Below are 25,197 nucleotides of genomic sequence, written 5' to 3' on the forward strand. Positions count from 1 at the left end.
TTTAAGCAGACGCTCAGTGCCAAGTACATCACGCTCTCGTTCGAGTAAAGCATTTCAACTAGATAAACTTGCCCAGATTCAACTGCATAATCATGGATGTCGAACGCAAAACAGCTTCATACACAATCTGTTGCTGCTTCAATTGCGTCATCAATTCAGACAAATCGACGTCCTCAATGGAACTTATCAACGAATCTTCATTGAGCTTGATCCCATCCAGAATCGTTCCGCTGACTGTCAATCGATTTTCCCGTCCACCAATCTCGGCTGCGGCATTCATGAGATGTTCCTGCGAATTCTTCAGATTCGCCAACGCCTGCTGACACCCGGTCTGGTTATTAGTTTCCGCAAAGGCCACAAGATTTCCCATGACTTCAAAAAGATTTTTGGACGCTTCATCATTGCCCTGGACAGTCAAACCCATCTTTGACCCGCCAGTCCCATGAAAGACTCGGCCTCCACTCATGCTCGACAGTGGAACGATTCCCCCATTGGAGGCAACGGCATTGCTTGGGTCGATATACAAACCGCCAAAAATATCCTTGCCCACCGAGTTGACCTGCACCTGTTCGCTGAAGGACACATCCAGATTGATCGCAGCACTCCGAGGACGGATCACATACTGTTGTCCTGGTTTCAGCTCATTGGCCCCCGCATTGGTCAAGGTCAAGATACCGCCATTGGCCACACTGAGCACGGTTTCATCAGCACTCGAATCTGCCGGGACGACATTCCCCGTCACCCAATTGATACCGCCGTCCATGCTGTAGGAATAATGAATTTCCTCGTCCATGGTCGCAGCGGTCGGATTGTCGATACGAACCGTGACATTGGAGTCAAGAAACGACCCGGATGCAGTCGCGCCGATCTGGTTCGACCCCGGTCCCATGGAATCCACCTGAGGCGGTGCGTCTTCATCATCACCGATATATTGGACGGCGGGTCGAATCCACATCCAGGTTCCATCCGAGGTGGCCGGATTATCCGGATCATTCATCTTGACCACCGGATCATTGGCAAATGTCACATTGGTACCGCTCTGTGGCATATTCAAAACGCCAGCGGTCACCGTGGCGTCATCCAGCCAGGTGTCTCCACCGTCAATGGAATATCGAACGCCAAGATTGGGGTCCGACAAATTCATGGTGTCACCAACTGCCGTGGCCTTGGTGGTGTCAAAATACTGAACAAGCACCGTGGTATCGGATGACCCGTTGATCGTGAACTCGGCATCTTTACCGAAATCCTCGTCATTGGTCGTCAACCACATGGTTTCCTTGAACGCCGGTGCATCCACTTTGTGTCCGGAAAAAATCGACTTGCCTTCAAATTCCGTATTGGCCAAACCGATCAACTGTTCAAACAGGGAGCGCATTTCATAACTGACCTGCTCACGGTTATTGGCGTCAACCGTTCCTGTGGCGACCTGTTCAGCCAATTCCTTGGCACGGGTCAAAATCGTGGACACCTGCAACAAGGATTCGTCGGCATTGGTCAGCCACCCCTTTGCCGTGGAAATATTCTCTTTGTATTGCTCCAGAGAACGCAACGTATCGCGATGGTCCAGAATACGAGTCATCCCGGTCGGATCATCGCTGGGTTTGTTGACCCGCTTTTGGGTTTGAGCCTTGACGTTGAGGTCCATCAACTCGGTCAGTGACGAGTTCAAGTTGAAGACATACCTGTCAAAAAGCATTTGTTGCGTGACGCGCATCCCTATCCCCTCTCGTTACGGCTTGAGTGACAAAATTGTTTGCAACATCTGATCTGCCGTGGAAATGAGCTTGGCCGCCGCAGTGTAGGAGGACTGGTACTTGATAAGGTCACTCATCTCCTCATCCAGATTCACACCCGAAACCTGCTGTTGCCGCTCATTCAAATCGTTGGACAATGTGGCATAAAAACTCTTGTTGAATTCCGCTCGACTGGTATCGGACCCGACATTGCCGACGATACCGTTATAATAGTCGAGTATGGTCTGAGAAGTAGACCCTTCGTGTGCGGTATTCGTGGCCACCTTCTCATCACGCAGCTTGTACATGGCCAACGCAGTCAGATTGTCGCCGGGGTTGATCTCTCCAGAACCATTGACATGTCCGGTCGCCAGATAATCGATGTCACTCGAAATTTTTTCATTGATCATCATGTCTTTCGGCGTCTCACCCTTGAAAAAGGTGTTGATTCCAAGCCCCGCATATAACCCCGCGGTATCGGTGCCAAAAGCGAACGTATATCCGTCTGCTGCCTCAAGATGAATCTGTTTATTCACGATGGAAGCCTTGATCTTTCCACCATACGACCTGTCAAATGCGGCAACCACATCTTCCATCGAATGCTTGCTGGGATCAAATGTTCCACCATTGCCATCAAAATCCAGCGCGGCAGAAGAAGCCAACAATCCTGTTGATTCATTGTACACATAGACAAAGGAACTTCCGGACTGGATCTTGTCGCCAAAGGCCAACCCGGTTGAATCGCCACCCAAAGGCTTGTCAGTGTAGTCCACCCGATACGTCCCATCGAGTGCCGAATACGCCTGAAGTCCGGCACCCTGACTATGCCTGCGATTGGTTTCCCAAATCACGGTCCGAGACAATTCATCCAGCTTGGATCGATATTTCCCGACATACGTATCACGGAAAGTCAACAGTGCGGCGATGGACCCACCAGTCAACCGGCGATCATTCTCTTCACCATTGAAATGTTGTTGCGGCGTAATCTCTTCGGCATGGGACGTATTCTGTACCCAATACAAACCCTGGTGCGGACTGATGACGTACCGATCGCCTTCTTTTAATGTTCCGCTCGGCATTCCCTTGGAGTCCGTGTCGGAACCAAACCAAATCTGAAGGCCTTCCACATTCACACGATCATCATACTCGCTCGCGGCAAAATGTCGTTCACTGCCATCATCATTGGACAACCACGTCACGCCACCATCCAGAGAAACCCTGAATTGCGCGGCATTACCACCGCTCCCAACCTGTCCGGCATCCCCGGACCCTGCGCTGGAAGCCACAAATTCAATCGTGTATTCATAGTCGTCATTGCCGTTGAAATACACATTTCCCGCAAAGGTCGAATCAGCCCGCAAGTCTTCGGTCTTGATCGAAGCATTGAACTCCAGGGAATAATGATTGTCTCCGTCCACCAGCGTCTGCCCGGACTGTGTCAGGATAACGAAATCCCCTCCGCCGTGATCGATGGTCTTGACGTCCACCAATTTGGCCAAAGCACGGACCTTTCTAGCCCGTTCGTCATACAACGCGTTGGCATTATTCTGACCAGGGATATCATGGACCTGAATTTCCTCGTTGAGGGACGCAATATCCTGCATCAGATGATTGGCTTCATCCACCTGAGATGCAACGTCATTGTTGATTCGCTCCTGCATCATGGAAAGATCGGTATCCACTTGGCGCAAGGTGGAAATGAGCGTCGCGGATTCATTGAGCACGGACTGACGCGCACCGTAATTATCGGGACGCTGCGAGACCTCGTTCCAAGAATTAAAATATTTTGACAGGGAATCGCTGACCCCGGTTCCGCTGGATTCGTTGAGCAGATTTTCAACAGACTTGAGCTGATCCCATAAATTGCCCCACTTGTCGGTCAACGACGACTGTTGCAGGTACATGGCCTCAACCATTTCATCAAAATGCCGGACAACTTCCTTGGCGACAACCCCGGTCCCAAGCTGACCGGGCGAATAGTCGATATACGAGCCTTCCTGCAAGACAACAGACCGCCGCGAATACCCCTCGGTATTGACGTTGGCGATATTCGACCCCGTAACCTGGAGCTGTGCCTGCGACGCAAACAACGCCCATTGGCCCATGTCGAGAATGGAGTTGGCGCCAAAAGACATTTACATCCTCCCGGACAAGAGCCGAGCGTCACTGGGAGCCTGAGCAAATCGACCAAAACGGGAATACGCAGTGGTGTTCTTGGGCTTGATCTGATCATGCATGAAGTCGAGCAACCCTTTACTCTGATCGAACAAGGCCAGGGCCATCTCATTATTCTTGGCCGCCTGCTTCGCGCACTTCTGTTCCGTCTCATCCAGCCGTTTGACCAGCCCGCGGCAATTTTCTGCCATGGACTCATCCATCAAGGGATACAGATCTGCCACCTTCTGAGCAGAAGGAGCACTGTCCCCGACCAATCCTCGCAAGGAATAGCGTTCGACCACGATCTGACGCATCAATTCCTGAATGGACAGTTCAATTTGGGAAACCGACTGCGGCTTGAGTTGACCGAGGCGGGAAAATTCTTCCTCCAACAAAAGGAGCAAAAGCATGGTTGCCTTATTCTGCCGGACCAAATTTTCCTCTACAAGACGGAGCTTCATACCCATCCCCTTACATAACCAGTTTAAATCAAAAGAAATCTTACTATTTTTCAATGGAACGATTCAGTTCCCGTCATCCTATTTCTGCAAGTTTCCGGCCAATCAATTCATCCTGCTCACCCTGACGCTGCATGTCATAGCCGCTTCCGACACTGCCAAAGGCCGACCGCCGAGTCTCGGCACCGGAAACGCCATCCCGCTCCCGCTCCGCTTCGAGCCGCCGGACCAGATCGTCAAGTCGGGCCTGCACTTCCATGTCACTCAAAATGGGGGTGGACGATGCATTCAACACGCCCGCCGCATTTGTCCCACCGGGCATCTTCGGATCAGTCTGACCGGCTTCAGCAGGACGAGCTTCTTCAGTCCCACCCCAATCTTCCAAGGTCATCCCACCAGACGTCTTCGGCAACGCAATACCGCCACTGGTCTGATTCACGGCAATGGGCTGCGGAACCAACGGTTTGATATCCACCCCGCCGGACAATGTCGTTTTGCTCGTTTCCTTGAGCTTTTCACTGAGCTGCGAGAAGATCATGTCCGCCAGACCGATACCTCCACCTTGGGCCATTTTCTCGGAAAACTCCTTGTCAAACATCCCCATGTAACTGTCTTCCTGCTTGGAATGAAGATATCCTTCCTTGGGAACAGACTGTTTCATCTGCTGCCAAAGCTTTCCGATAAATACGGCTTCAAAATTCTGACATGCCTTTTTGAGCTGCTGCTCCTTGGTGTCCACTCCATCCGACAACCGCTCCTTCAGGCCGTTCATTTCCTGCTTGAAACGGATGAGGTCCTTGGTCTCCGTCTGTTGGACGGCCAAACGCGGATCAATGGTGTTGCCAATCATGCTAAATCACCTCGACTTCTGCGTGCAATGAACCCGCCACCTTGAGGGCGCGTATAATGGATATGAGATCGCGGGGAGCCGCGCCGATGGAGTTGAGCCCATCCACCAGTTCCTGCAATGTCGCTCCTTCCATAAGCATCAACTGATTGTTCTGCTCCTGAACCTGAATATCGGTGACAGGAGACACCACGGTTTCGCCATCGGAAAATGGACCGGGCTGACTGACTTCCTGGGTTTCCGACACCACGATCTGCAAGTTGCCGTGAGCCACAGCCACTTTGCTCAAACGCACATCCTGACCGAGAACCACGGTACCGGTCTTTTCATCAACGACCACCCGTGCTTTTCCATCAGGGGAAATATCCAGATTTTCGAGCGAGGCCATCAACGGAACCATATTTCCCCGGAATTTGTCGGGCAAAGCCAGCTCGACGGTGGAAATATCTGTGGCCGAAGCGTACCCGCCGCCCATGCTGGCGTTGATCTTGTTGACGACCTGCATTGTCGTTCCAAAATCACGGACCGTCAGATTCAAGGTCATGGACGTCTGATTGTTGAACCGGAAAGGCACACCCCGCTCAATCACGGCTCCGTTGGGAATCCGCCCCACGGTGGGAATGTTCTTCTGCGCGCCCGCAGCTTCTCCGGCGACCGAAAAACCACCAATGGTCAACGCTCCCTGCCCAACGGCATAGACCTGCCCATCAAGCCCCTTGAGAGGCGTGAGCAACAGGATTCCGCCTAAAAGACTCTTGGCGTCACCAAGTGAAGAGACCGTCACGTCCAACCCAGATCCGGGTTTGGCTGAAACCGGCATTTTTGCCGTGACCATCACAGCGGCCACGTTCTTGGGTTTCAGAGAATTAGGGTCGGCCTCAACGCCCATCTTTTCCAACATGTTCGCCATGGACCGCATGGTAAAGGTGGACGAAGTGCCATCGCCTGTCCCAGCCAAACCAACAACCAGACCGTATCCGACCAGTTCGTTGTTTCGCACTCCACTGAAACTGGCGATATCCTTCAGACGAGCCGCTCGTGCTTCAATCGGTTTCAAAACCGATGCAAAAAAGACACAGGCAATTCCCACAAAAACGACAAAAAACAGTGACCGTGCTACTATGCCACGCTGCATGGATGCCGTTTGCTGATTCAAATTCATGACGTACACTCCTCAACCCCTTCCTCAAATCGTCTCATGTTCTTTCATTAGAAAGGAAAAATATTATCCAAGATACGGGATAACCATCCAGGACGCTGCTTGTCGGCCAAAACACCCTGCCCGTATATTTCAATCTGTGCTTCAGCCAGACTTGCGGACGAAATGGAATTATCCGCCTGAATATCTCGCTGCCGAATCAGTCCACGGACCACGAGGAACTGGGTTTCGGCATTCACCCGAATGCGTCTGGCTCCTTCAACCTGCAACAGGTTACCCGGCAACCTGCGCACGATACGAGTGGCGACCATGGCTTCGAACTCCGACTCCTGCTTGGTCTCGCCATTTCCCTTGAATTCAGAAGACTGCGATGCCTTGATACTGGTCCCGGCCTTGGCTCCCAGCGTTCCCGCCAAGGGGATACCACCGATCAACCCGGTGGTCGGCATGGCTGTCACGCCGGTATCGATGGTATTTTCCTTGTCTGCCGTGGTTTCGGACTTCAATTTGGTATTGGATGTCTCGGACACCCGCACTAAAACGATATCACCGACACGACTCGCACGGTTATCATCATATAAAAATTCGGATCGGTTGGTGTCGTACAGAGAACCCGGATTCAACGCGGGGTCCTGTTCTTCGTACATAGGCGGAGTCAAAACAGGCATGGGCTGCGGCTCATACCGAGGGGCACAACCGGCCATCAGCATGATCCCTGCCATTATCATCAATATATAGTGCCTCATGACGCTCTCCTTGCCTATCTGACGAGTACAGTGTCGTCGCCAATGACGGTGGCCAACACTTTCTTTTTACTTTGCAAATTCCTGACCAAAACTTGCTGCCCCATACCGGCTTCGCCCAAAGCTTCCGCCTTGATGGTCAACTGAACCCTCTTTCCCCGGAACATCAGATGAACGTGTTCACCTTTCTCGATGAGCGGAACCAGTTCCAGATGAGACAGGGTAAAAGGCTGTCCCCGCCCAAGTGTCCGGGCCATACGCCACGGGCCACCAGTGCCATCCCAGACATCGCGTTTGTAGGCCAGGTTCACACGCTGAAACGACACCTTGTCGCGGGTCAGCCGCTCAAATCGGTTCAACGGCTGTGCTGCCACAGGCACTGCTTTCCAGACATTGGCAAACACCACGCAACTCTTTCGCAAGAGGACTTTTCCATCCGGCGTCACACCGTATAATTTAAGGGTATTCCGACCGGGTTTCAGGTCGTCCCTCATGCTAATGGACAACGAGTCATAGTGATTGGGGAAAAAAATGTGCCGAGGCATTTGAAGATTCTTGAAATCGACCTCGCCTCCCAAATCCTTGGCCCGTGGTGTCAAAAAAGCGACAACGCGCTCCTTGAGTTCGTCTTGACAAATAACCTGTCCACCAGTCTGCACAGTCAACTGACTTGGCAAAACCAGATTATCCACCAAATCCCCAATATAATGATGCAGAACCTTCTTCAATTTTGAACGCGCCACCGTAACCGGGCGCCCTTGATGCGTTGAGGCTTTCCACAATTTAATTTGCGCCAAGGTCTTCCATTGGCTCAGGGCCATGTCATTCACGGGATCAGCGATCTCGCCGAGCAGGACATCCGGTCCCTTCACACACGCAGCACTCCGCACCAACGCTTGCCATGCCGAGCCGTCTTCGGCCCCGGTCACGCCAGGCGCACCCACAACCATCACAGCCAAAATCATGACAAGAAACGACCGGATCGCCACAAGACACCATGTGTTCATGCGTTGCTTACTCGGCATACCTTTCACCCTTCCTCAGAACAAACATTGCACATCACTCATTACCGTTTGATATTAATAGCCGTCTGCAACATGCCATCGGATGTAGTGATCGCCTTGGAATTGATTTCAAATGCCCGCTGCCCCACGATCAGCCCAACCATTTCATCAACCATCTCCACATTGGACCCTTCAAGGAATCCCTGGGCAATGGTCCCAAAATTCTCGTCGCCCGGCGTCCCGGAGACTGCCGCACCAGAGGCTTCACTTTCCCGATAGAAATTACGTCCCGTAGCAATCAATCCCGCCGGATTCTGAAAGCGATAGATATCGATATCCGCTTCGGCCAAGGATGTTCCATCTTTATCCAACGCCGCGATATTACCGTTTTCAGTGACGACGACACTCACGGTTTCCGGCGGCACAGTAAATTCCGGCTGCAAAGGCCACCCGCCAGCCGTCACCACTCGCCCTTCATCGTCGAGCTTGAATGATCCCGCACGGGTGTATACTTCCTCGTCATTTTGCATGACCTTGAAAAACCCATCGCCTTCAATGGCCATATCCAACGGGTTGCCAGTATTTTTAAAATCACCCTGTGTAAAAAACTTGTGTACCGTGACCGGACGAACACCCATACCGATCTGCATCCCGACAGGCGTTCGGCCGCCCGTCGCATTTTGCGAGCCAGCGATCTGAAGCGTCTGATACATCAGGTCTTCGAATTCCGCCCGGCTCTTCTTGAATCCGGTGGTATTCACGTTGGCCAGGTTGTTGGACAACGTGTCAATATGGGTCTGCATGGCGACCATGCCTGTGGCTGAGGTCCAAAGGGAACGCATCATAGCCAAATCCTCCTAACTTATAATGTTGGTCTGCCAACCTGAGTAATCAATTTCTGGTCAGTATCGTGAGCGGTCTGAATCATTTTCGAATACATGGTGAAGGCCCGCTGAGTTTCAATCATGGCCACCATTTCCGTCACAACATCCACATTCCCCTTTTCAAGGAATCCCTGCTGCACGGTAATATCTTCCGGGGGAATCTCCGCTGTTCCTTCTGGAACCGTGTAATAATTGGCCCCCAACCGTTCGACCTGTGCCAAATCATCAAATGAAACCAGATCAAGTGACCCCGCCGGATTGCCGTTGATCGAAACATTTCCTGAAGGATCGACTTCCACCCTCGCCCCCGGTGGCAATGTCAAAGGACCGCCGTCCACCATGACGGTATTGCCGTCCTGGGTCCGAAGCATTCCGGTCGAATCCGGCAGGAAATTCCCGGCACGGGTGTACAAAACGTCTCCATTGCCGCTCTGCACCTTGAAAAAGCCCTCTCCAGACAAGGCCAAATCCAACTGATTACCAGTTTCTTGAAGACTTCCTTGTGAAAAATCAGTCTGTTGGGCAGAAAGACGCGGTTTCGCCATCACGTTCGCTTTCGGAAATAAATCCTTTCCCCGAAGATGGTTTTTTCCATCTATAAGAGAGTCATGAGCGAAACGAGTGAAGGTGTCATGAAAGGCCAACGTGTCTTTTTTGAAGGCCGACGTATTCACGTTCGCCAAATTATTGGCGATGGATGACATCCTCATTTCATTGGATAAAGCGCCGAATAATGCGCTGTATGTACTATTTCGCATAGAGCGATCCTCCTGTTCGACAAGGGATTTGCACTATGTATGCCAAGAGAGAAAAGGAATGGACCCGACAGATTTTTATACGGGTCAGACTTGTTGACATAGTCTGCATATATGTATAAATAGGCTCGTTTCCAAGCGGGTGTAACTCAATTGGTAGAGTGTCAGCTTCCCAAGCTGAAAGTAGCGGGTTCGACCCCCGTCACCCGCTCCAAAGCCTTTCGCAAGGCTTGTATTTCACAACCTTGCGGGGTTCGCGCAGGTGAGCTCGGGCTCACCTTTTTTATTTGTTTTTGCCGCCCACGCGGTATGCATGGAGTATTCATACAATGCGTCAAACTTTCGAAGAAATGCTGTCGGACATCATCCGGCCTGAGGTAGAGAACCTCGGCTACCAGTTCTGGGGACTGGCTTCCCCTGCGTCCGGCAAAAAACGTGTTGTTCGCATATACATCGACGGTCCTGAAGGGGTGCACATCGACCAATGCGCTCATGTCAGCCGCCAGGTTGGCCTGTTGCTCGAAGTCGAAGACATCATCCCCGGAGCCTTTACGTTGGAAGTTTCCTCCCCCGGGTTGGAACGACCTTTTTTCTCGCCGGACCAAATGGTCAACTATATTGGCAAAGAAATTGCTGTTACCCTCAATGAAACTCATGGTGACAGACGAAAGTTCAAAGGAACACTGACCGGAGTAAAGGGCGACACTGTCACCCTGAATGTCGATAATGAAACTTTGGATTTCATGTGGATTTCCATTAAGAAAGCCAAACTGATACACAAATTTTAGTTGTAAGTGCACTATCCGCCGAAAGGATTCGGATCATTTCGGCACAAGCGGAGGTTAGATCATGTCGGAGCTGAAAAAGGCCATCGACCAGATAAGCAAGGACAGGGGCATTGACCGCGACCTGTTGATCGACACTCTTGAGGAGGCCGTCCGTTCGGCCGTGGCCCGCAAGTATGGCGAGACCATGGACATCGAAGTATCCTTTAATGAGGAACTTGGCGAAATCGAGGTCTTCGAATTCAAAGTGGTTGTGGAAGACGTGCACGATCCCATCAGTGAAATTTCGCTGGACGATGCCATCGACCACGATCCAAAGGCCCAGTTGGACGACGAGATGGGATTCCCCCTCAAAGTCGAAGATCTTGGCCGTATTGCCGCGCAAAGCGCGAAACAGGTCATCATCCAACGGATGCGTGACGCTGAACAGGAAATCATTTTCGAAGAATACAGGGACCGCATCTCGGAAATTGCCAGTGGTATCATCCAACGCCGTGACCGCACGGGTTGGATCATCAACCTTGGCCGGACCGAGGCACTGTTGCCCAAAGACGAACAGATTCCGAGAGAACGGTACAAACGCGGTGATCGCGTTCAGGCATATATCATTGATGTCCTCAAGGAATCCCGTGGACCACAGGTTGTCGTGTCACGGTCCCACCCGGACTACATGATCGAGCTGTTCAAACGGGAAGTCCCCGAAGTGGCTGACGGCACCGTCAAAATCATGGGTGTTGCCCGTGATCCGGGACTGCGCGCCAAAGTGGCCGTCATGTCTCGTGATCGTGATGTTGATCCGGTCGGAGCCTGTGTCGGAATCCGTGGTTCCCGCATCCAAAACGTGGTACAGGAACTCAAGGGCGAACGCATCGACATCGTTGTGTGGAGCCCGGATATTGCCATGTATGCCCAGCATGCACTCTCCCCGGCCCTCATCTCCCGCATCACTGTGGATGACGAAGAGGAAGCATTGGAAGTGGTCTGCCCGGACGATCAGCTCACCTTGGCCATTGGCCGCAAGGGGCAAAACGTCAAGTTGGCCGCAAAACTTCTGGGCTGGAAGATCGACATTTTCACCGAATCCCGCTACGGCGAACTGAACGCCGCACGCAAGGGTATGGATCAGATCGCTGCAGTTGCGGAAATCGGCATGGAAAACTTCTTTGGCGCGGGCTTCGAAACCATCGAATCCATTGTCAAAGCAACCGATGAAGCTCTGTTGTCCATCAAGGGCATGACGGAAAGCAAAATCGGCGACATTCGTGTGGCCATCAATATGCTGGCTCCCGGCCTTCAGGAAGAACTGGCGAACGAATCTGACGCAGCAGCGGACGACATCGAAATCCAAGACGAATCTGAAGAGACTGAAACAGTCACACCGGAAGAAGTCACTGAAACAGCGACTGAAACGATAGAATCAGAGACTCCCGCCGATGGCGAGGAGACGAAATAACACTGGGGCACGGACAGCGCATGAAAAACACGGGACACAAACACGATCCTGTCAGAATGTGCGCTGTCTGTCGCGAACGGTTCTCCAAACGAGAATTGCAGCGATACGTCTGTCCGGAAGCAACAAGCGAACCGAGTGACACCGGTCCGATACTTGATCCGGGGCATACCATGCCCGGGCGCGGAATTTACGTATGCGGTCAGACCCGATGCAGGGAACGCTTCCCTAAAGTGCTCAAGGGCCTGATGAAGAAACGCAAAAGGGGTAATTAGATGACGGCAAAGGTTCGGGTAGAAGATCTGGCTGTTGAGTTCCAACTCAGCAACAAGGAGATCATTCAGCAACTTCGTGAAATCGGCGTCCAGGCCAAAAGCCAAAAGACTGTCGTGGAAAACGAAGATGTGGACCGCCTCAAGGCGGAAATGAAAAAAGGTGGCTCCGGCAAACGTGAAGTCCGCCGTGTGAGCGATTCTGGCGTCATTATTCGACGCAGACGCAAAAAATCCAAAACTTCCAAGGAAGAGAAAACGGCTCCTGCGACTGAAACAGTCGTTGAAGAAGTCGTAGACGCTCCAGTCGAGGAAAAGGTTGTCCCTCCTGTCGAGGAAAAAGCCACCCCGGTTCAGGAAGCAAAGGAACCCCAGGAAGCCAAAAAAACTTCCAAGAAAAAAGCTCCAAAAAAGGCAGCGCCACAGGTGAAGATTATCAAGCCTGCACATGCGGCAACGCCTGAAAAAAACAAGGCCGAGGTTGTTAAGACCCCGGTTCCGGAAGCAGTGGTTGAAGAGGCCGCCCCCGAACCCGTGCCTGAAAAAACCACCGCTGTTCCTGAAGCTGCTCCTCAAAAGACTGTTGAGGAAAAAGCCCCTGCCGCCCCCGTCGAAAAGGCAAAATCCACCGAGAAAGTTGAAAAACAGGACAAGGTGGAGAAAAAAGCTCCTGCCAAGAAAACGGCAAAAGATGAGGGAACGGCCAAGGCGGAACCCAAAAAGAAGAAAAAGAAGAAAAGAGAGCACGAAGCTCCCAAAGTCAAAATCATTTCCATGCCCACAGAGGCGGAAGTTCAGGCCCGCGCAGCTGCAAAGCTCGCAAAACCCGAACGCCGTTCCAGTGGTCGTCCCGGTCGTCCGGGCGGAGGTCGTCCGGGTGGAGGTCGTCCAGGTGGCGGTCGTCCAGGTGGAGGCCGTCCTGCTGGTGGTCGTCCTAGCGGAGGTCGCCCAGGTGGCGGTCGTCCCAGCGGAGGCCGTCCCGGTAGCGTTCCGGCTCCGACCCCTGCCATGCCGGATGGACGTAGCAAGAAAAAACAGGGCAAGAAACGCCGTGTTGTTGAATTCGGCGGCGGAAATGACCGTGGCAACAAGAATTTCAACGATGGATTCCCGCAGGGACGCAAGGGCCGGAAGAAAAAGGGTCGTAAAAACCAGATTCAGCAGCATGAGCAGGTTCAGGCCCAGCCGATGAAGGCCGCAAAGCGCAAGATCAAATTCGATGAAACCATCCGCCTGGCGGACATGGCTCACCAGATGGGTATCAAAGCGCAGGACCTCATCAAGGCACTGTTCACCATGGGTGTCATGGCGACCATTAACCAGTCACTTGATCTGGATACCGCAACTCTGCTTGCTGGCGAATTCGGATATGAAGTTGAAAACGTCTCCTTTGACGAACAGGAATTCCTGGTTCCCACCGAGGCAGATAAGGAAGCCGATCTCAAACCGCGTCCTCCCGTGGTCACCATCATGGGTCACGTTGACCATGGTAAGACCTCTCTGCTGGACGCTATCCGCCAGTCCAATGTGACAGACGGAGAAGCTGGCGGTATCACGCAGCACATCGGTGCGTACCATGTCCAAACGCAACGCGGCGAAGTGGTTTTCCTTGATACTCCCGGTCACGAAGCCTTTACAACCATGCGTATGCGCGGTGCCCAGGTGACGGATATCGTCATTCTTGTCGTCGCAGCTGACGATGGTGTCATGGACCAGACTCGTGAGGCCATCAGCCACTCCAAAGCGGCCGGTGTTCCCATTGTGGTCGCCGTCAACAAGATGGATAAGGAAGGCGCAAACCCGGATAACGTCAAACGCGAACTGGCCGAGCTTGGACTCTCCCCCGAAGACTGGGGTGGTGAAACCATTTTCGCTCCTGTTTCCGCGAAGAAAAAAGAAGGCATCGACGAGTTGCTCGAAATGGTCCTGCTCCAGGCGGAAGTGCTGGAACTCAAGGCCAACCCAGACAAACCCGCTCGAGGTCATATTGTCGAAGCACGGCTGGACAAGGGCCGTGGTCCAGTGGGCACCATGCTCATCTCCGAAGGAACCATCAATCAGGGCGACAGCTTTGTTTCCGGTGTCCATTTCGGTAAGGTCCGCGCGATGTTCAATGATCAGGGCAAAAAACTCAAAACCGCTGGACCAGCCATGCCGGTTGAGATCCAGGGCTTTGACGGCCTGCCTGAAGCCGGTGACGAGTTGTTTGTCGTGGCAGACGAGAAAGTCGCCCGCCGCATCGCCAACTCCCGTGCCATGAAGAAACGTGAGAAGATTCTCTCCTCCAAGTCCAAGGTGACATTGGAATCCTTCCTGGCCAGCAAACCCAACGATGAAACACAGACGTTGAACCTCGTGCTCAAGGCCGATGTTCAGGGTTCGTTGGAAGCGGTGACCGAAGCACTCAACAAGTTGTCCACCGACGAGATCAAAATCGACGTCGTTCACGGCGGAGCTGGTGCCATCACCGAATCCGACATTCTTCTGGCCGGTGCGTCCGAAGCCATCATTCTCGGCTTCAACGTCCGCCCGAACCTGAAGGTCAAGGCAATCGCCGAACACGAAGGCGTTGAAGTCCGCTTCTACGACATCATCTACAAGCTGGTGCAGGAAGTGAAGGATGCCATGAGTGGTATGCTGACCCCGGATATCGAAGAAGTGTACCTGGGTCAGGCGGAAGTCCGTCAGACATTCAGCGTGCCGAAGATCGGTCTCATCGCCGGTTGTTACATTCCGGACGGCAAGATCACTCGCGGCGCACAGGTTCGCCTGCTTCGCGACGGCGTGGTCATCTACACCGGTCAGGTCGCTTCGCTTCGCCGCGAAAAAGACGATGTCCGCGAAGTGGCCAAAGGCTATGAGTGCGGAATCGGCCTCGAAAAATTCAACGACATCAAGGTCGGCGATGCTATCGAAGCCTTTGAGACCAAAGAGGTCGCACGGACCATCGACTAAAAAAAACATCACGAAACACCGGGCGGCCTATTGCATAATAGGCCGCCCGTATTTATTTCTTCGGGGAGGCATGTATGATAATAGGCGTCTTACACCTCGAATTCAGACTGCACGGGAACCGCTCTCTCAAAGGGAAACGCAAGGTCGCGTTGAGCCTGAAACAAAAATTACGCAACAAATTCAATGTCTCAGTTGCGGAAATTGAAGCCATGGATATTCACGACATACTTGTTTTAGGCGTCGTGACCACCGCAAATGCCACGCAGCGCGTTGAAAGCAGGCTTGCCAAAGCCCTCGCCATGGTGGAAGCTCTTTCACCGGCTGAATTGACCCGGTGCAACACTGAAATTTTTTCTGATTCAGATGAAGGATAGATTATAATGAAGGCATCAAATTCTCGCAGAGCCGTCCGAATGGGCGATCAGATCATGCGCGAAATAGGCACGCTGCTGGTACAGGAAGCCGCCGACCCCCGGCTGCAACTCGTCACCCTGTCTGGTGTTCGAATGAATGCCAACCTGCGGATTGCAGAAATTTTCTACACCGTGTCCGGCGATGAGGAACATCGCAAGGAAGTCCAGGCAGGTCTCGAAAAGGCCTCCGGTTTCCTGCGCTCCCGTCTCGGACGCATCCTCAAATTACAATTTGTCCCGGAACTCCGGTTTGTTTTTGACGATTTTCTTGAGGATATTGTCTATGGAAAATCAAATTCATAAGATATGTGACATCCTCCGCACTCAGGATGATTTCCTGATTGCCTCTCACACCAATCCGGATGGGGATGCCATCGGTTCCATCTGCGCCATGGGGTATATCCTCACTGCGCTCGGCAAACGTTTTTCCCTATACAATGCGTCGGGACTCCCGGAACGATATGATTTCATTTCCGTTCCTGCACCGATTCATAAATCCCTGCCGGAAACATTGCCCAAGTGGACGATCGTTCTGGATTGCGGAGCCAAAGACCGGATGGGGGATGCGCTGACAGCCCGCGCCGACGAAACACAATTCATCAACATCGACCACCACCTTGGCAACGATCAATTCGGTGTGGAAAATTTGGTGGACCATACCCAGCCGGCAGCCGGGTCCATAGTAGCCCTTCTCGCCAAAGAATTGCACCTCCCGCTGGTTGGTCCCCTTGCCGAAAACATCTATCTGGCCGTGGCCACGGACACCGGATTTTTTACGTATGGTTCGACCACACCGGAATCTTTGGAGCTAACTGCGGAAATGCTTCGGGACGGACTGGATATTGCTCATATGAATATGACGATTACCAAACAGTGGTCCGAAAACAGAATGCGGTTGTGGACCGAAGCCATGAATGGTGTGGTTGTCTCGGATGACCAACTGATTGCAACCACTGTCATCACCCGGGAGATGTTCGCACAGACAGGCACCACATCTTCGGATACGGAAAATATCATCAATTTTCTGCGTCGGCTGAAATCCGTACGCATTGCCGCAGTGCTTCGCGAAGAAAAAACCGACACGTACAAATTCTCCCTGCGCTCCTATGGGGATGATAATGTCCAGGAAATCGCGGCACACTTCGGTGGTGGTGGACACAAAAACGCTTCCGGTGGAACAATTTCCGCTCCGCTGGAGCAGGCACGGGAAAGCCTCATTTCCACGATCGAGACCTATTTGAGGACACGATAAATGGGCCGCAAAAGAAACAAACGAAGTCCTGAACAACGTGATGGACTACTCATATTGAACAAACCGTCCGGTCCGACGTCCGCCGGGTGTCTCAATGACATCAAGCATCAACTCAAACAATACAAGATCGGACACGGCGGCACGCTTGATCCCATGGCACAAGGTGTGCTTCTGGTGCTGCTTGGACACGGAACCAAGCTTGCTCCGTACCTGAGTGGCGGAACCAAAACCTATTCCGGCACATTTCGACTCGGAATAACCACTGATACCCTTGATATTCAAGGTAAAGTGCTCACAGAGTCACCCGTTGACGTCTCGGCCGAAGACGTGAAACAGGCAGTTTTATACTGGAAAGAGTTGACAGAGCAGGAAGTTCCTGCCTATTCGGCTGCCAAACACAAGGGCAAACCGTTGTACGCCTTGGCCCGCGAAGGCAAGGAAACTCCGGTGAAAATAAAGCCCATTGTTATTTCTCATGTGGAATCGCTAGACGTTCAGATGCCTGAAGCATCATTCAGGGTCAGTTGCTCCGCCGGTACGTACATACGTTCCCTGGTCCACAGCTTGGGGACACGAATGGGGTGCGGTGCGACACTGACCAGCCTGGTCCGGGAATCGAGCGAGCCTTTTCGGCTCGATCAAGCCCATGACCTCAAAGACGTTCTGGAAAATCCGAATGCATTTTCGGACAAAGTGATCCCTTTAAAGGACACTTTACCTCACTGGCCTCGGTACCAATTGACCGAACCGCTGGCAGGACTCGTGAAAAACGGGGCCTGGTTGCCGGTCAATGATGAACCCGGGAAATTGCTGGCCGGAAAAATCGGTGATCGAGCCATGGTGCTCGATTGCGATACAACTCCGCTGGCACTCGTTGAGGCAAAACTCCAGGACGGAATGCCCAAATGGGCCATTCTTCGAGGACTTTGGAACCAGAACTGAACACTTCAGGACTGAATAAACAGCACAACAATACATCAACCCCCAAACGAGGAGGATAGCGCTGTGGTTATGACTGCTGAAGAAAAGCTGAAAATTATTGAAGAGTACAAGACCTGTGAAGGCGACACCGGGTCCCCTGAAGTCCAGGTTGCGCTGCTGACTGCACGCATCAAATACTTGGGAGAACACTTCAAGTCCCATAAAAAAGACCACCACTCCCGGACTGGTCTGCTCAAACTAGTTGGTCAACGCAGAAAACTGCTGAAATACCTGGCCAACAAAGACATCCAGCGCTACCGCGACCTCATTGGCCGCCTTGGTCTGCGCAAGTAGTTCTTTATAAACTGAGTGTACGAGGGGGAGGCGTTAGCCTCCCCTCATTCTTGTCACTTTCTGCGACGGAGCCGTCTTTGACGCTTCGCCCCTCACGCCTTAGCTTAGTTGGCTGCGGAAGGCATTTTTGGTTCACCACGTTCCAAAAGTTCTTACCCAAGCCGGCTAACCCAATCCGAGGGATACGCAGGAAGTGATTCACCTATTACCTTAGTAAGGTAGGAAATCACTATGACAATGATTCCTTTTGATGCCACCAGCGTGACCGCAACGGTCGGCGGCATCGACATCACCATCGAAACGGGCAAATACGCCCGTCAGGCAAGTGGAGCCGTGACGATCACGTCCGGCAAAACCACTGTGCTGGTCACCGCTGTGACCCAACCTCTGGCCATTGATCGCGGATTCTTCCCCTTGACCTGCAACTATCAGGAAATGGCCTATGCCGCAGGCCGCGTGCCGGGCAACTATTTCCGTCGCGAAGGCCGTCCGTCCGAGCATGAAACCTTGGTTTCCCGTCTCATTGACCGCCCCATTCGCCCCTTGTTTGCCAAAGGCTTTGCAGATGAAGTGCAGATCATCGCCACGGTCCTGTCCGCTGACCAACAGGTCAACCCGGACGTTCTGGCCCTGACTGGTGCCTCTGCGGCCTGCCACATTTCCAAAATGCCGTTCCTCGGCCCCATCGTCGGCGCTCGTGTCGGCTATGTGAACGACAAATTCGTGATCAATCCGAGCTACAAGGACATGAACGATGGCTCCAGCCTGAACCTGATCTTCGCGGCAACTCGCGAAGCCATGGTCATGGTTGAAGGTGGCGGTAACTTCGTCTCCGAAGACCTCGTTGCCGATGCTTTGGCCTGGGGTCACGAACAAATCACTCCGCTCTTCGACATTCAGGACGAACTTCGCGAGAAAGTCGGCGTTCCCAAGCTGGAAGTCGAAGCCCCTGTCCGCGACGAAGAAGTGGCTGCCTTCCTGGGAGACTTCATCACTGAAGACCTGGAAAAAGCCCTGACCACTCCCGAAAAATTGATCCGCTACGCTGCCAAGGACGCTGCCAAGCAGAAAGCCAAGGAAGCGGTTGCAGAAAAATTCCCCGACGACGAAGAAAAGCTCAAGGCCGTCAGCGGCATCTTCGGCGACATGACCAAGAAAATTGTGCGTGACCGTATCGTCAACGAAGGTCTGCGCATTGATGGTCGTGACACCACGACCGTTCGTCCGCTCTCCATCGAGACCGGCGTTTTGGCCCAGACTCACGGGTCTGTGCTGTTCCGTCGCGGTGAAACATCCGCACTGGCTGTCGCCACTCTGGGTTCCACTCGCGATGAACAACGGTACGACTCCCTGCTCGGAGATGCCACCAAGCGGTTCATGCTGCATTACAACTTCCCACCGTACTGCGTTGGTGAAGCCCGTATGCTGCGCGGAACCTCTCGTCGTGAAGTTGGTCACGGAGCACTCGCCGAGCGCGCCCTGACCCCGGTTCTACCGAATCAGGACGAATTCCCGTTCACCATCCGCGTGGTTTCCGAAATCATGGAATCCAACGGTTCCTCGTCCATGGCTTCCGTCTGCGGTGCCACCATGTCCCTCATGGACGCTGGTGTCCCCATTGCCGAGCCGGTCGCCGGTATTGCCATGGGTCTCTGCAAGGAAGAGGACAAATACTTCGTGTTGACCGATATCCTCGGTGACGAAGACGCCCTTGGCGATATGGACTTCAAGGTTGCCGGTACCAAAGACGGTATCACGGCCATCCAGATGGACATCAAGATCGCCGGTATTCCTCAGGACGTTCTCAAAAAAGCCCTGTACCAGGCTAAAGAAGCCCGGACACACATTCTCGATCACATGTGCGACGTTCTCGAAAAGCCGCGTCAGGAATTGTCTGAACTGGCCCCGCAGATGGCTGTCGTTCACATTGATCCCGAGAAAATCCGCTCTGTCATCGGACCCGGCGGCAAAAACATCAAGGCCATTACCGCAGAGACTGAAGCCGACATCGACATCGAAGATTCCGGCAAGATCTCCATCTTCGCCCCGACCATGGCATCCATGGAAAAGGCCAAGGAAATGGTCCTGTACTACGACCAGAAAGCCGAACCGGGCAAAAATTACCTCGGTACCGTGCGCAAGGTTCTGGAAGTCGGCGCTCTCGTCGAGATCCTGCCTGGCATGGAAGGCATGTTGCACATCTCCCAGCTCGACTTCGAGCGCGTCGAGCGTGTCGAAGACGTTGTCCAGCTCGGACAGGAAGTCTGGGTCAAGTGCATCTCTCTGGAACCGGGCGGACGTATTCGTTTGTCCCGCAAGGCATGGCTGATGGAAGAAGCCGGCCAGGAAGTCAATCTGGACGATTTCAAACGTCCCGCCCCTCGTGGCGGTGATCGTGGTGGTCGTCGTGACAACCGTGGCGGCGGACGCCGTGACAACCGTGGCGGTGGTAACCGCGGCCGTCGCTAAGTCCTGAACCAAAACATTCTCAACCGCCCTGTCCAGCTTCCGTTGGACAGGGCGGTTTTTTCATGGCCTCCCCTCCCAACATTCCATACATCCTTTTCAGCCCTCTCCCCTCCAAGCATAGACAGAGTCAATAGCTGGGTGTAATTAGAGACGAAAAGGAGATGCTCTCATGACAGAGACGATTATTTACGGAAAATCCACCTGACCGCACACCAAGCGGGCGTTGGATGCGCACCCGAACGCAAAATTTGTGGATGTTGTGATGAACCCGGCCGATCTGGAAAAGATGCTCAAACTGACAGATGGCCTTCGCAAGGTCCCGGTCATTGTCCACGACGGCACCACGACGATCGGCTTCAATCGAGGCTCATGACACGTCTAAGCTGTCGGCAGGATGTCGATACACCACAAAAAATCCCGAAGCCTTTGCTCCGGGATTTTTCAATTCATTTTTCACGAAAAGAAACAGAGCGACAACGATCAGCTTACCAACACCCCGGCATACCCCACAACCTGATCGAAATCCCCGGACACTTCGCCGGAGGTGGCATAAGACACCACCTCGACATGAGTCGCCCCCATTTCGGCCACGGCAAACATCCCGGTTGTCATCGGCAAAACACCGCACATGGAAATATCATTTCCCCGAACCGTTTCAAACAAAGCGGCGGGGTCAGACACATCAAGCGCGTTCAAGGCCAACGCATCCTGTGCCTTGGCTACATCGTGGGCAATGTAATGACTCATGTCCGAACTGACGACAATGGAAACGGACCGATCAAAGGACGCAAGGACCTGCCCTATGGCCTGTCCTGTCCGCCTGAGCACGTCGAGAGACGACGAAGCAATGGTAATCGGCACAATGGTCGTCCTCGGGTTCAAACGATGGAGAAACGGCAATATGACCTCAATGGAATGTTCCTGCTGGTGCGCACGCCTATCAGCCCGCAATAGCGGCACAGCCATCAGTAAGGCCTCTGCCAATTCCACATCAACGGACAACGACGCTCCGGGAATATGCCAATTCCCATCACCCCACAGCGAAAAAGAGTCTCCGAGTCCGGTATGGTTGGGTCCGAGAAGCAGGATAGTCGGTGCCAGATTAGCCATTCCCAAGGTGGTCCCACAGACAGCCCCGGAATAGACGTATCCGGCATGTGGCACCATGGCGAGCCGTGTCGGGGCTTCACGTTTCTCCCCTGCCATATTGAGAAAACCATCAACCACAGAACAAAGCAATTCCGGGTCGGCATCATAAAACCGTCCGGCAACGACAGGATGTCTCTCCATATCCTCGACTCCTTACAAAAAGGTCTTCACAGCACAACGCACCACACTCTCCATCCAGCATGGAGCATGCCCACTGCGTCCCTCCCCAAAAGGACGACAGACACGCGGTAAAAACCTGAAAACCGTGTTTACTGAACGCCTTGATACACTGAAGCTTTTTGCTCCAGCTCATAGGTTTGGAGAGCGGATTTGGCGAGTTGCGCCTGAAGTGTTTCAGGCTTCTTCTCGATAATATCACCGAGCAAATGCCGCCACTCTTCCATGGCACCGGCCTTGCGATAAATTCGGGCGAGCTTGAATCGGGTGGACGCCCACTCAGGGTTATCCACCTTGATATACCGATCATATTCCTTGGCCCACTTGAGCGCTTCATCATACCGGCCGGACCGTTCGGTGGCATAGATGGACATCAACACCGTGTCCTTGATCTTTTCCGGGTCGCCATGGGTCTGAAGCAACAGGGCCAACGCTTCCTGGGCATAGACAAAAACTCGTCTCAAATCCTGCCGCTGCATGGCATCCTTGGCCATGTAATACATTGCATACGCTCGAAATGCTGGGGAAACCGACGCATCCTTGGCAAGTTCCGCCCACAAAGGCATGGCCTGACGCGCATCGCCAAGATTCTGCAAGGACATGGCCCGCGCATATTCAAGCTGCTTTTGTTGCGCCGGATCAAGTGTCCAGTTCTTTTTGGCCATGGCCACCAAATCAGCGATATCCTTCCAATTCAATTGGTCCAAATGAATATTCACGGCCAATCCAAGGGCTTCGCCAGAAGCACCCGGAATCTGTTTCTTTTGCAAATATGGCGCAATCAACGCAAGCGCCTTGTCCGGTTGGCCTATTTTCCAGTAACTGGTCGCAATGGCAATTTTCGTCGTATCGTTGACCTTGGACCCGTCCTTGCCAATGAAATCATAAGTTTCCCAATAGCGAACCACGCGGCCAAACCGTTCTTCGTCAATCATGCCGGGCACGGCCAAAACAAAGACGGAATCGCCGAGCTTTCTGGCCTTTGCAACAAGCGGGTTGTCCGGGTAATTTTCAACGAGATCTTGTGCCGCCGTCAATGCCTCGGGATACTTCTTGTTAAATGCGTACCACATGGCCAGTTTAAGCTGGGCAATGGGAGCCAACGGACTGTCTGGGTGCTGAGTGACAATATCCTTGTACACCCGCTGGGGATTGAGATTGTACGGCCTGTCAAAGACATCCACCATTTCATGCATGGCGGGATCGTCATAAATCCCCTCTTCAGCCAACCGCATCTTGCCAATCAATCCACCCTCTGCATCGGGATAGTTGGTCACCACTTTCTCATAAATCTGTTTGGCCGACTGTTTTTCGCCAAGACGGATATAAATATCACCTATCCGTGCCAGAACAACGTCTGCACCATCAGCATCTGGATTCAAGTTGTATGCGGTAAAATAATGATTCTTGGCTGCCTGCCATTTCTTGAGTTCCATCTCCACATCACCGGCCAACCGCAAAAACTCCGGATTTTCCATGTAATAATTCGGCCACCGCTTATCGATGTAATCCACGATCTGAAATCCCTGCTCAAGGAACCCGGTCCGGTTGAGCGAATCGGCCAGATAAAACGCCGCCGGCTTGACCAGTTGATGCTCTGGGTAGGTCTGAATCAGATACTGGAACTGATCCGCCGCCTTTTTATATTCCTTCTTTCGATAGAAAAACTCTCCCCAGTAATAACTGATGGATGGAATGTTATCGTCATCAGGATATTTTTCCTGCAAAATCTTGAAATAGGCACGCGCTTCCGGAAAGTTGCCGACCTGTAAATTCAACAGTCCCAAATTAAGCAGCGCACGCGGCACACGAGTAGAACGCAAATTCGCATTCATGGCCGCAATATACGCCTGTCCGACCTCATCAAACCGATCGACAAGTGTTCCCGAATACAACTGTTTCTTGATATCGGCCACCGCAAACAGGGTTTCCTCCCGCACATCGTCCGGGACATCGGCCTGTTTCAAAATATCTTCATATAATGGAAGAGCCGCTTCCAACGCCCCATTGAACATCAGAGACTGTGCGTCATATAACGCATCCCGAATCTCTTCCTGATGGGCTTTTGCCTGCTCTTCCGGCGACAACTCCGGCACCGGCTCTTCGCCTGTCCCGGATTGCGCGACCTGTTCGCCGTCAGCTGCCGCACCATCGGCTTGTGCCTGATCGGAGACAACGGATGAAACATCGGGGGAAGCAACCGCATCCTTTCGTGCCGCTTCCAGACTTTCCACGACCTGAGCCGTCTCTTCCGGTGTCGCAGCCGGCGGAGGCGCACCATTCACCACGGTCGGCGGTGATGCCATCACCTGACCACTGACCTGCCCTTTCCCGGAAACAGCCGCCGAAGATTCCACAACAGGACGAGCCAATTCCGCAAATTGCACATCATCCGCCGTTTTTTTCACGGCCTTGAACCGTAACGCATTGGACGCGGGATAGATTCCCGTCACCACTTCGCGGGGAACATCCGGCTTCACGGATTCAGGCTGATCGACCGGGATGACACTCTTTTCTTTCTCGATATCAGAAGTGGAAGCCGCCACAGGCATCTTCTTTGACCCCCTCCCTGTGGGGGGAGGAGCCACTTCACTTCTGACAGAATAAGGAACCGCAAAAAAAGGTTTTCGATCACTCTCTGATGTGGACGTCGTCTTTTTTTCCACGTCGGGAATGACAGCCGGAGGCTCGACAGCGTCTTGTGGAACTGCCACTGGCTCGGTTTGAACCGCAGGTATTGGCAATGATTTTGGCTGCACTTTGGACTGAGAAGAAAACGTCGACGCAGGCTTGGGCGTGGTCTTCTCGGGTGTCCACCGCGCTCCGATGGGATCACGAAATACCTGGACCACAAAATCGGATGAACCAGGCACGGGAAGACGGATGTATCCAAACGCATTGGTTCGAGTTTCAAGGACCACCCCTTTTTCCGAACTGGTGATGGATTGTACCAATTTGCCGGGATAGGTCTTGTTCGTCGGCTTGGGTTCCGTGTCCCATATTCCGGGAGGCAAAGAAATCAGCAGTCCGGTTGCGCCGGTGCGAGAAACAACTGCCTTTGGCAACGCGTTGGAATCAAATGAGAAAGTAACCTTATCTGAATCGCCAAGTGCTTGAAAATTTACACGTAACGCTTTGGCCGGACTGACGAAAATCACTCCGGCACACAGGGCCGCCACAATGGGCCATAGTATTTTTTTGGCGTTTTTCACTCTCACGTCAGACAGTTATGCAATTGTCATGCAACCCGGCCACTCATT

The 25,197-nt window shown here is 52.9% G+C and carries 22 protein-coding genes and 1 tRNA gene; 12 read left to right on the forward strand and 11 right to left on the reverse strand.

What is annotated here, in order from left to right; translation table 11 throughout:
• Positions 1–58: 58 nt before the first annotated feature.
• The 9 genes from flgL to flgF form a co-directional block, all read right to left on the reverse strand.
• Positions 59–1,714, reverse strand: a complete 1,656-nt coding sequence (flgL, locus tag GO013_RS00185; RefSeq protein WP_163808025.1) for a flagellar hook-associated protein FlgL — start codon at positions 1,712–1,714, stop codon at positions 59–61.
• A gap of 15 nt (positions 1,715–1,729) precedes the next feature.
• Entirely contained in the window at positions 1,730–3,868 is a 2,139-nt protein-coding gene (gene flgK / locus GO013_RS00190) for a flagellar hook-associated protein FlgK (protein WP_163808026.1), read from the reverse strand.
• Positions 3,869–4,351, reverse strand: coding sequence for a flagellar export chaperone FlgN (gene flgN, locus GO013_RS00195; protein ID WP_163808027.1), 483 nt, complete (start codon positions 4,349–4,351; stop codon positions 3,869–3,871).
• A 73-nt stretch (positions 4,352–4,424) separates the two neighbouring features.
• Positions 4,425–5,198 carry a rod-binding protein gene (locus tag GO013_RS00200; RefSeq protein WP_163808028.1) on the reverse strand — a complete coding sequence of 258 codons (774 nt, stop codon included), beginning with the start codon at positions 5,196–5,198 and terminating at the stop codon, positions 4,425–4,427.
• Position 5,199: 1 nt separating this feature from the next.
• On the reverse strand, positions 5,200–6,357 hold the full coding sequence (locus tag GO013_RS00205; protein WP_203529275.1) for a flagellar basal body P-ring protein FlgI: 1,158 nt from the start codon (positions 6,355–6,357) through the stop codon (positions 5,200–5,202).
• Positions 6,358–6,404: 47 nt separating this feature from the next.
• Positions 6,405–7,100, reverse strand: a complete 696-nt coding sequence (locus GO013_RS00210) for a flagellar basal body L-ring protein FlgH (protein WP_163808029.1) — start codon at positions 7,098–7,100, stop codon at positions 6,405–6,407.
• A 14-nt stretch (positions 7,101–7,114) separates the two neighbouring features.
• Entirely contained in the window at positions 7,115–8,122 is a 1,008-nt protein-coding gene (gene flgA / locus GO013_RS00215; RefSeq protein ID WP_239057687.1) for a flagellar basal body P-ring formation chaperone FlgA, read from the reverse strand.
• A gap of 41 nt (positions 8,123–8,163) precedes the next feature.
• Positions 8,164–8,946 (reverse strand): flagellar basal-body rod protein FlgG, encoded by a 783-nt coding sequence (gene flgG / locus GO013_RS00220; RefSeq protein ID WP_163808030.1) that lies wholly within the window; start codon positions 8,944–8,946, stop codon positions 8,164–8,166.
• Positions 8,947–8,963: 17 nt separating this feature from the next.
• Positions 8,964–9,743, reverse strand: coding sequence for a flagellar basal-body rod protein FlgF (flgF, locus tag GO013_RS00225; protein WP_163808031.1), 780 nt, complete (start codon positions 9,741–9,743; stop codon positions 8,964–8,966).
• 135 nt (positions 9,744–9,878) lie between these two features.
• Between flgF and GO013_RS00230 the strand changes: the two genes are divergently transcribed.
• The 12 genes from GO013_RS00230 (at position 9,879) to GO013_RS17475 (ending at position 20,984) form a co-directional block, all read left to right on the forward strand.
• Positions 9,879–9,954, forward strand: a tRNA-Gly gene (locus tag GO013_RS00230).
• Positions 9,955–10,069: 115 nt separating this feature from the next.
• Positions 10,070–10,528 (forward strand): ribosome maturation factor RimP, encoded by a 459-nt coding sequence (gene rimP / locus GO013_RS00235; protein ID WP_163808032.1) that lies wholly within the window; start codon positions 10,070–10,072, stop codon positions 10,526–10,528.
• A gap of 61 nt (positions 10,529–10,589) precedes the next feature.
• Entirely contained in the window at positions 10,590–11,978 is a 1,389-nt protein-coding gene (nusA, locus tag GO013_RS00240; RefSeq protein ID WP_203529278.1) for a transcription termination factor NusA, read from the forward strand.
• A gap of 20 nt (positions 11,979–11,998) precedes the next feature.
• Positions 11,999–12,250 (forward strand): DUF448 domain-containing protein, encoded by a 252-nt coding sequence (locus GO013_RS00245; protein WP_163808033.1) that lies wholly within the window; start codon positions 11,999–12,001, stop codon positions 12,248–12,250.
• Positions 12,251–15,202, forward strand: a complete 2,952-nt coding sequence (gene infB, locus GO013_RS00250) for a translation initiation factor IF-2 (protein WP_163808034.1) — start codon at positions 12,251–12,253, stop codon at positions 15,200–15,202. It abuts the gene before it with no gap.
• Positions 15,203–15,276: 74 nt separating this feature from the next.
• Positions 15,277–15,576, forward strand: a complete 300-nt coding sequence (locus tag GO013_RS00255) for a DUF503 domain-containing protein (protein ID WP_163808035.1) — start codon at positions 15,277–15,279, stop codon at positions 15,574–15,576.
• Between the two features lie 6 nt (positions 15,577–15,582).
• Complete coding sequence (gene rbfA / locus GO013_RS00260) at positions 15,583–15,918, forward strand: 30S ribosome-binding factor RbfA (RefSeq protein ID WP_163808036.1); 336 nt, start codon at positions 15,583–15,585, stop codon at positions 15,916–15,918.
• Positions 15,899–16,867: a DHH family phosphoesterase gene (locus GO013_RS00265; RefSeq protein ID WP_163808037.1), complete on the forward strand. Its 969-nt coding sequence runs from the start codon at positions 15,899–15,901 to the stop codon at positions 16,865–16,867. The genes rbfA and GO013_RS00265 overlap by 20 nt, the downstream gene beginning before the upstream one ends.
• Positions 16,868–17,809 (forward strand): tRNA pseudouridine(55) synthase TruB, encoded by a 942-nt coding sequence (gene truB / locus GO013_RS00270; protein WP_163808038.1) that lies wholly within the window; start codon positions 16,868–16,870, stop codon positions 17,807–17,809.
• A gap of 63 nt (positions 17,810–17,872) precedes the next feature.
• Positions 17,873–18,142: a 30S ribosomal protein S15 gene (gene rpsO, locus GO013_RS00275; RefSeq protein WP_163808039.1), complete on the forward strand. Its 270-nt coding sequence runs from the start codon at positions 17,873–17,875 to the stop codon at positions 18,140–18,142.
• A gap of 231 nt (positions 18,143–18,373) precedes the next feature.
• On the forward strand, positions 18,374–20,611 hold the full coding sequence (gene pnp, locus GO013_RS00280) for a polyribonucleotide nucleotidyltransferase (RefSeq protein WP_163808040.1): 2,238 nt from the start codon (positions 18,374–18,376) through the stop codon (positions 20,609–20,611).
• Between the two features lie 169 nt (positions 20,612–20,780).
• Positions 20,781–20,984, forward strand: coding sequence for a UXX-star (seleno)protein family 1 (locus GO013_RS17475; RefSeq protein ID WP_163808041.1), 204 nt, complete (start codon positions 20,781–20,783; stop codon positions 20,982–20,984).
• Between the two features lie 107 nt (positions 20,985–21,091).
• On the opposite strand, the gene amrB is transcribed toward GO013_RS17475, so the two are convergent.
• Entirely contained in the window at positions 21,092–21,901 is an 810-nt protein-coding gene (amrB, locus tag GO013_RS00290) for an AmmeMemoRadiSam system protein B (RefSeq protein ID WP_163808042.1), read from the reverse strand.
• 128 nt (positions 21,902–22,029) lie between these two features.
• On the reverse strand, positions 22,030–25,149 hold the full coding sequence (locus tag GO013_RS00295; protein ID WP_163808043.1) for a tetratricopeptide repeat protein: 3,120 nt from the start codon (positions 25,147–25,149) through the stop codon (positions 22,030–22,032).
• Between the last annotated feature and the right edge of the window lie 48 nt (positions 25,150–25,197).

The organism is Pseudodesulfovibrio sp. JC047, assembly GCF_010468615.1.
In the GTDB taxonomy this organism is placed as follows: domain Bacteria; phylum Desulfobacterota; class Desulfovibrionia; order Desulfovibrionales; family Desulfovibrionaceae; genus Pseudodesulfovibrio.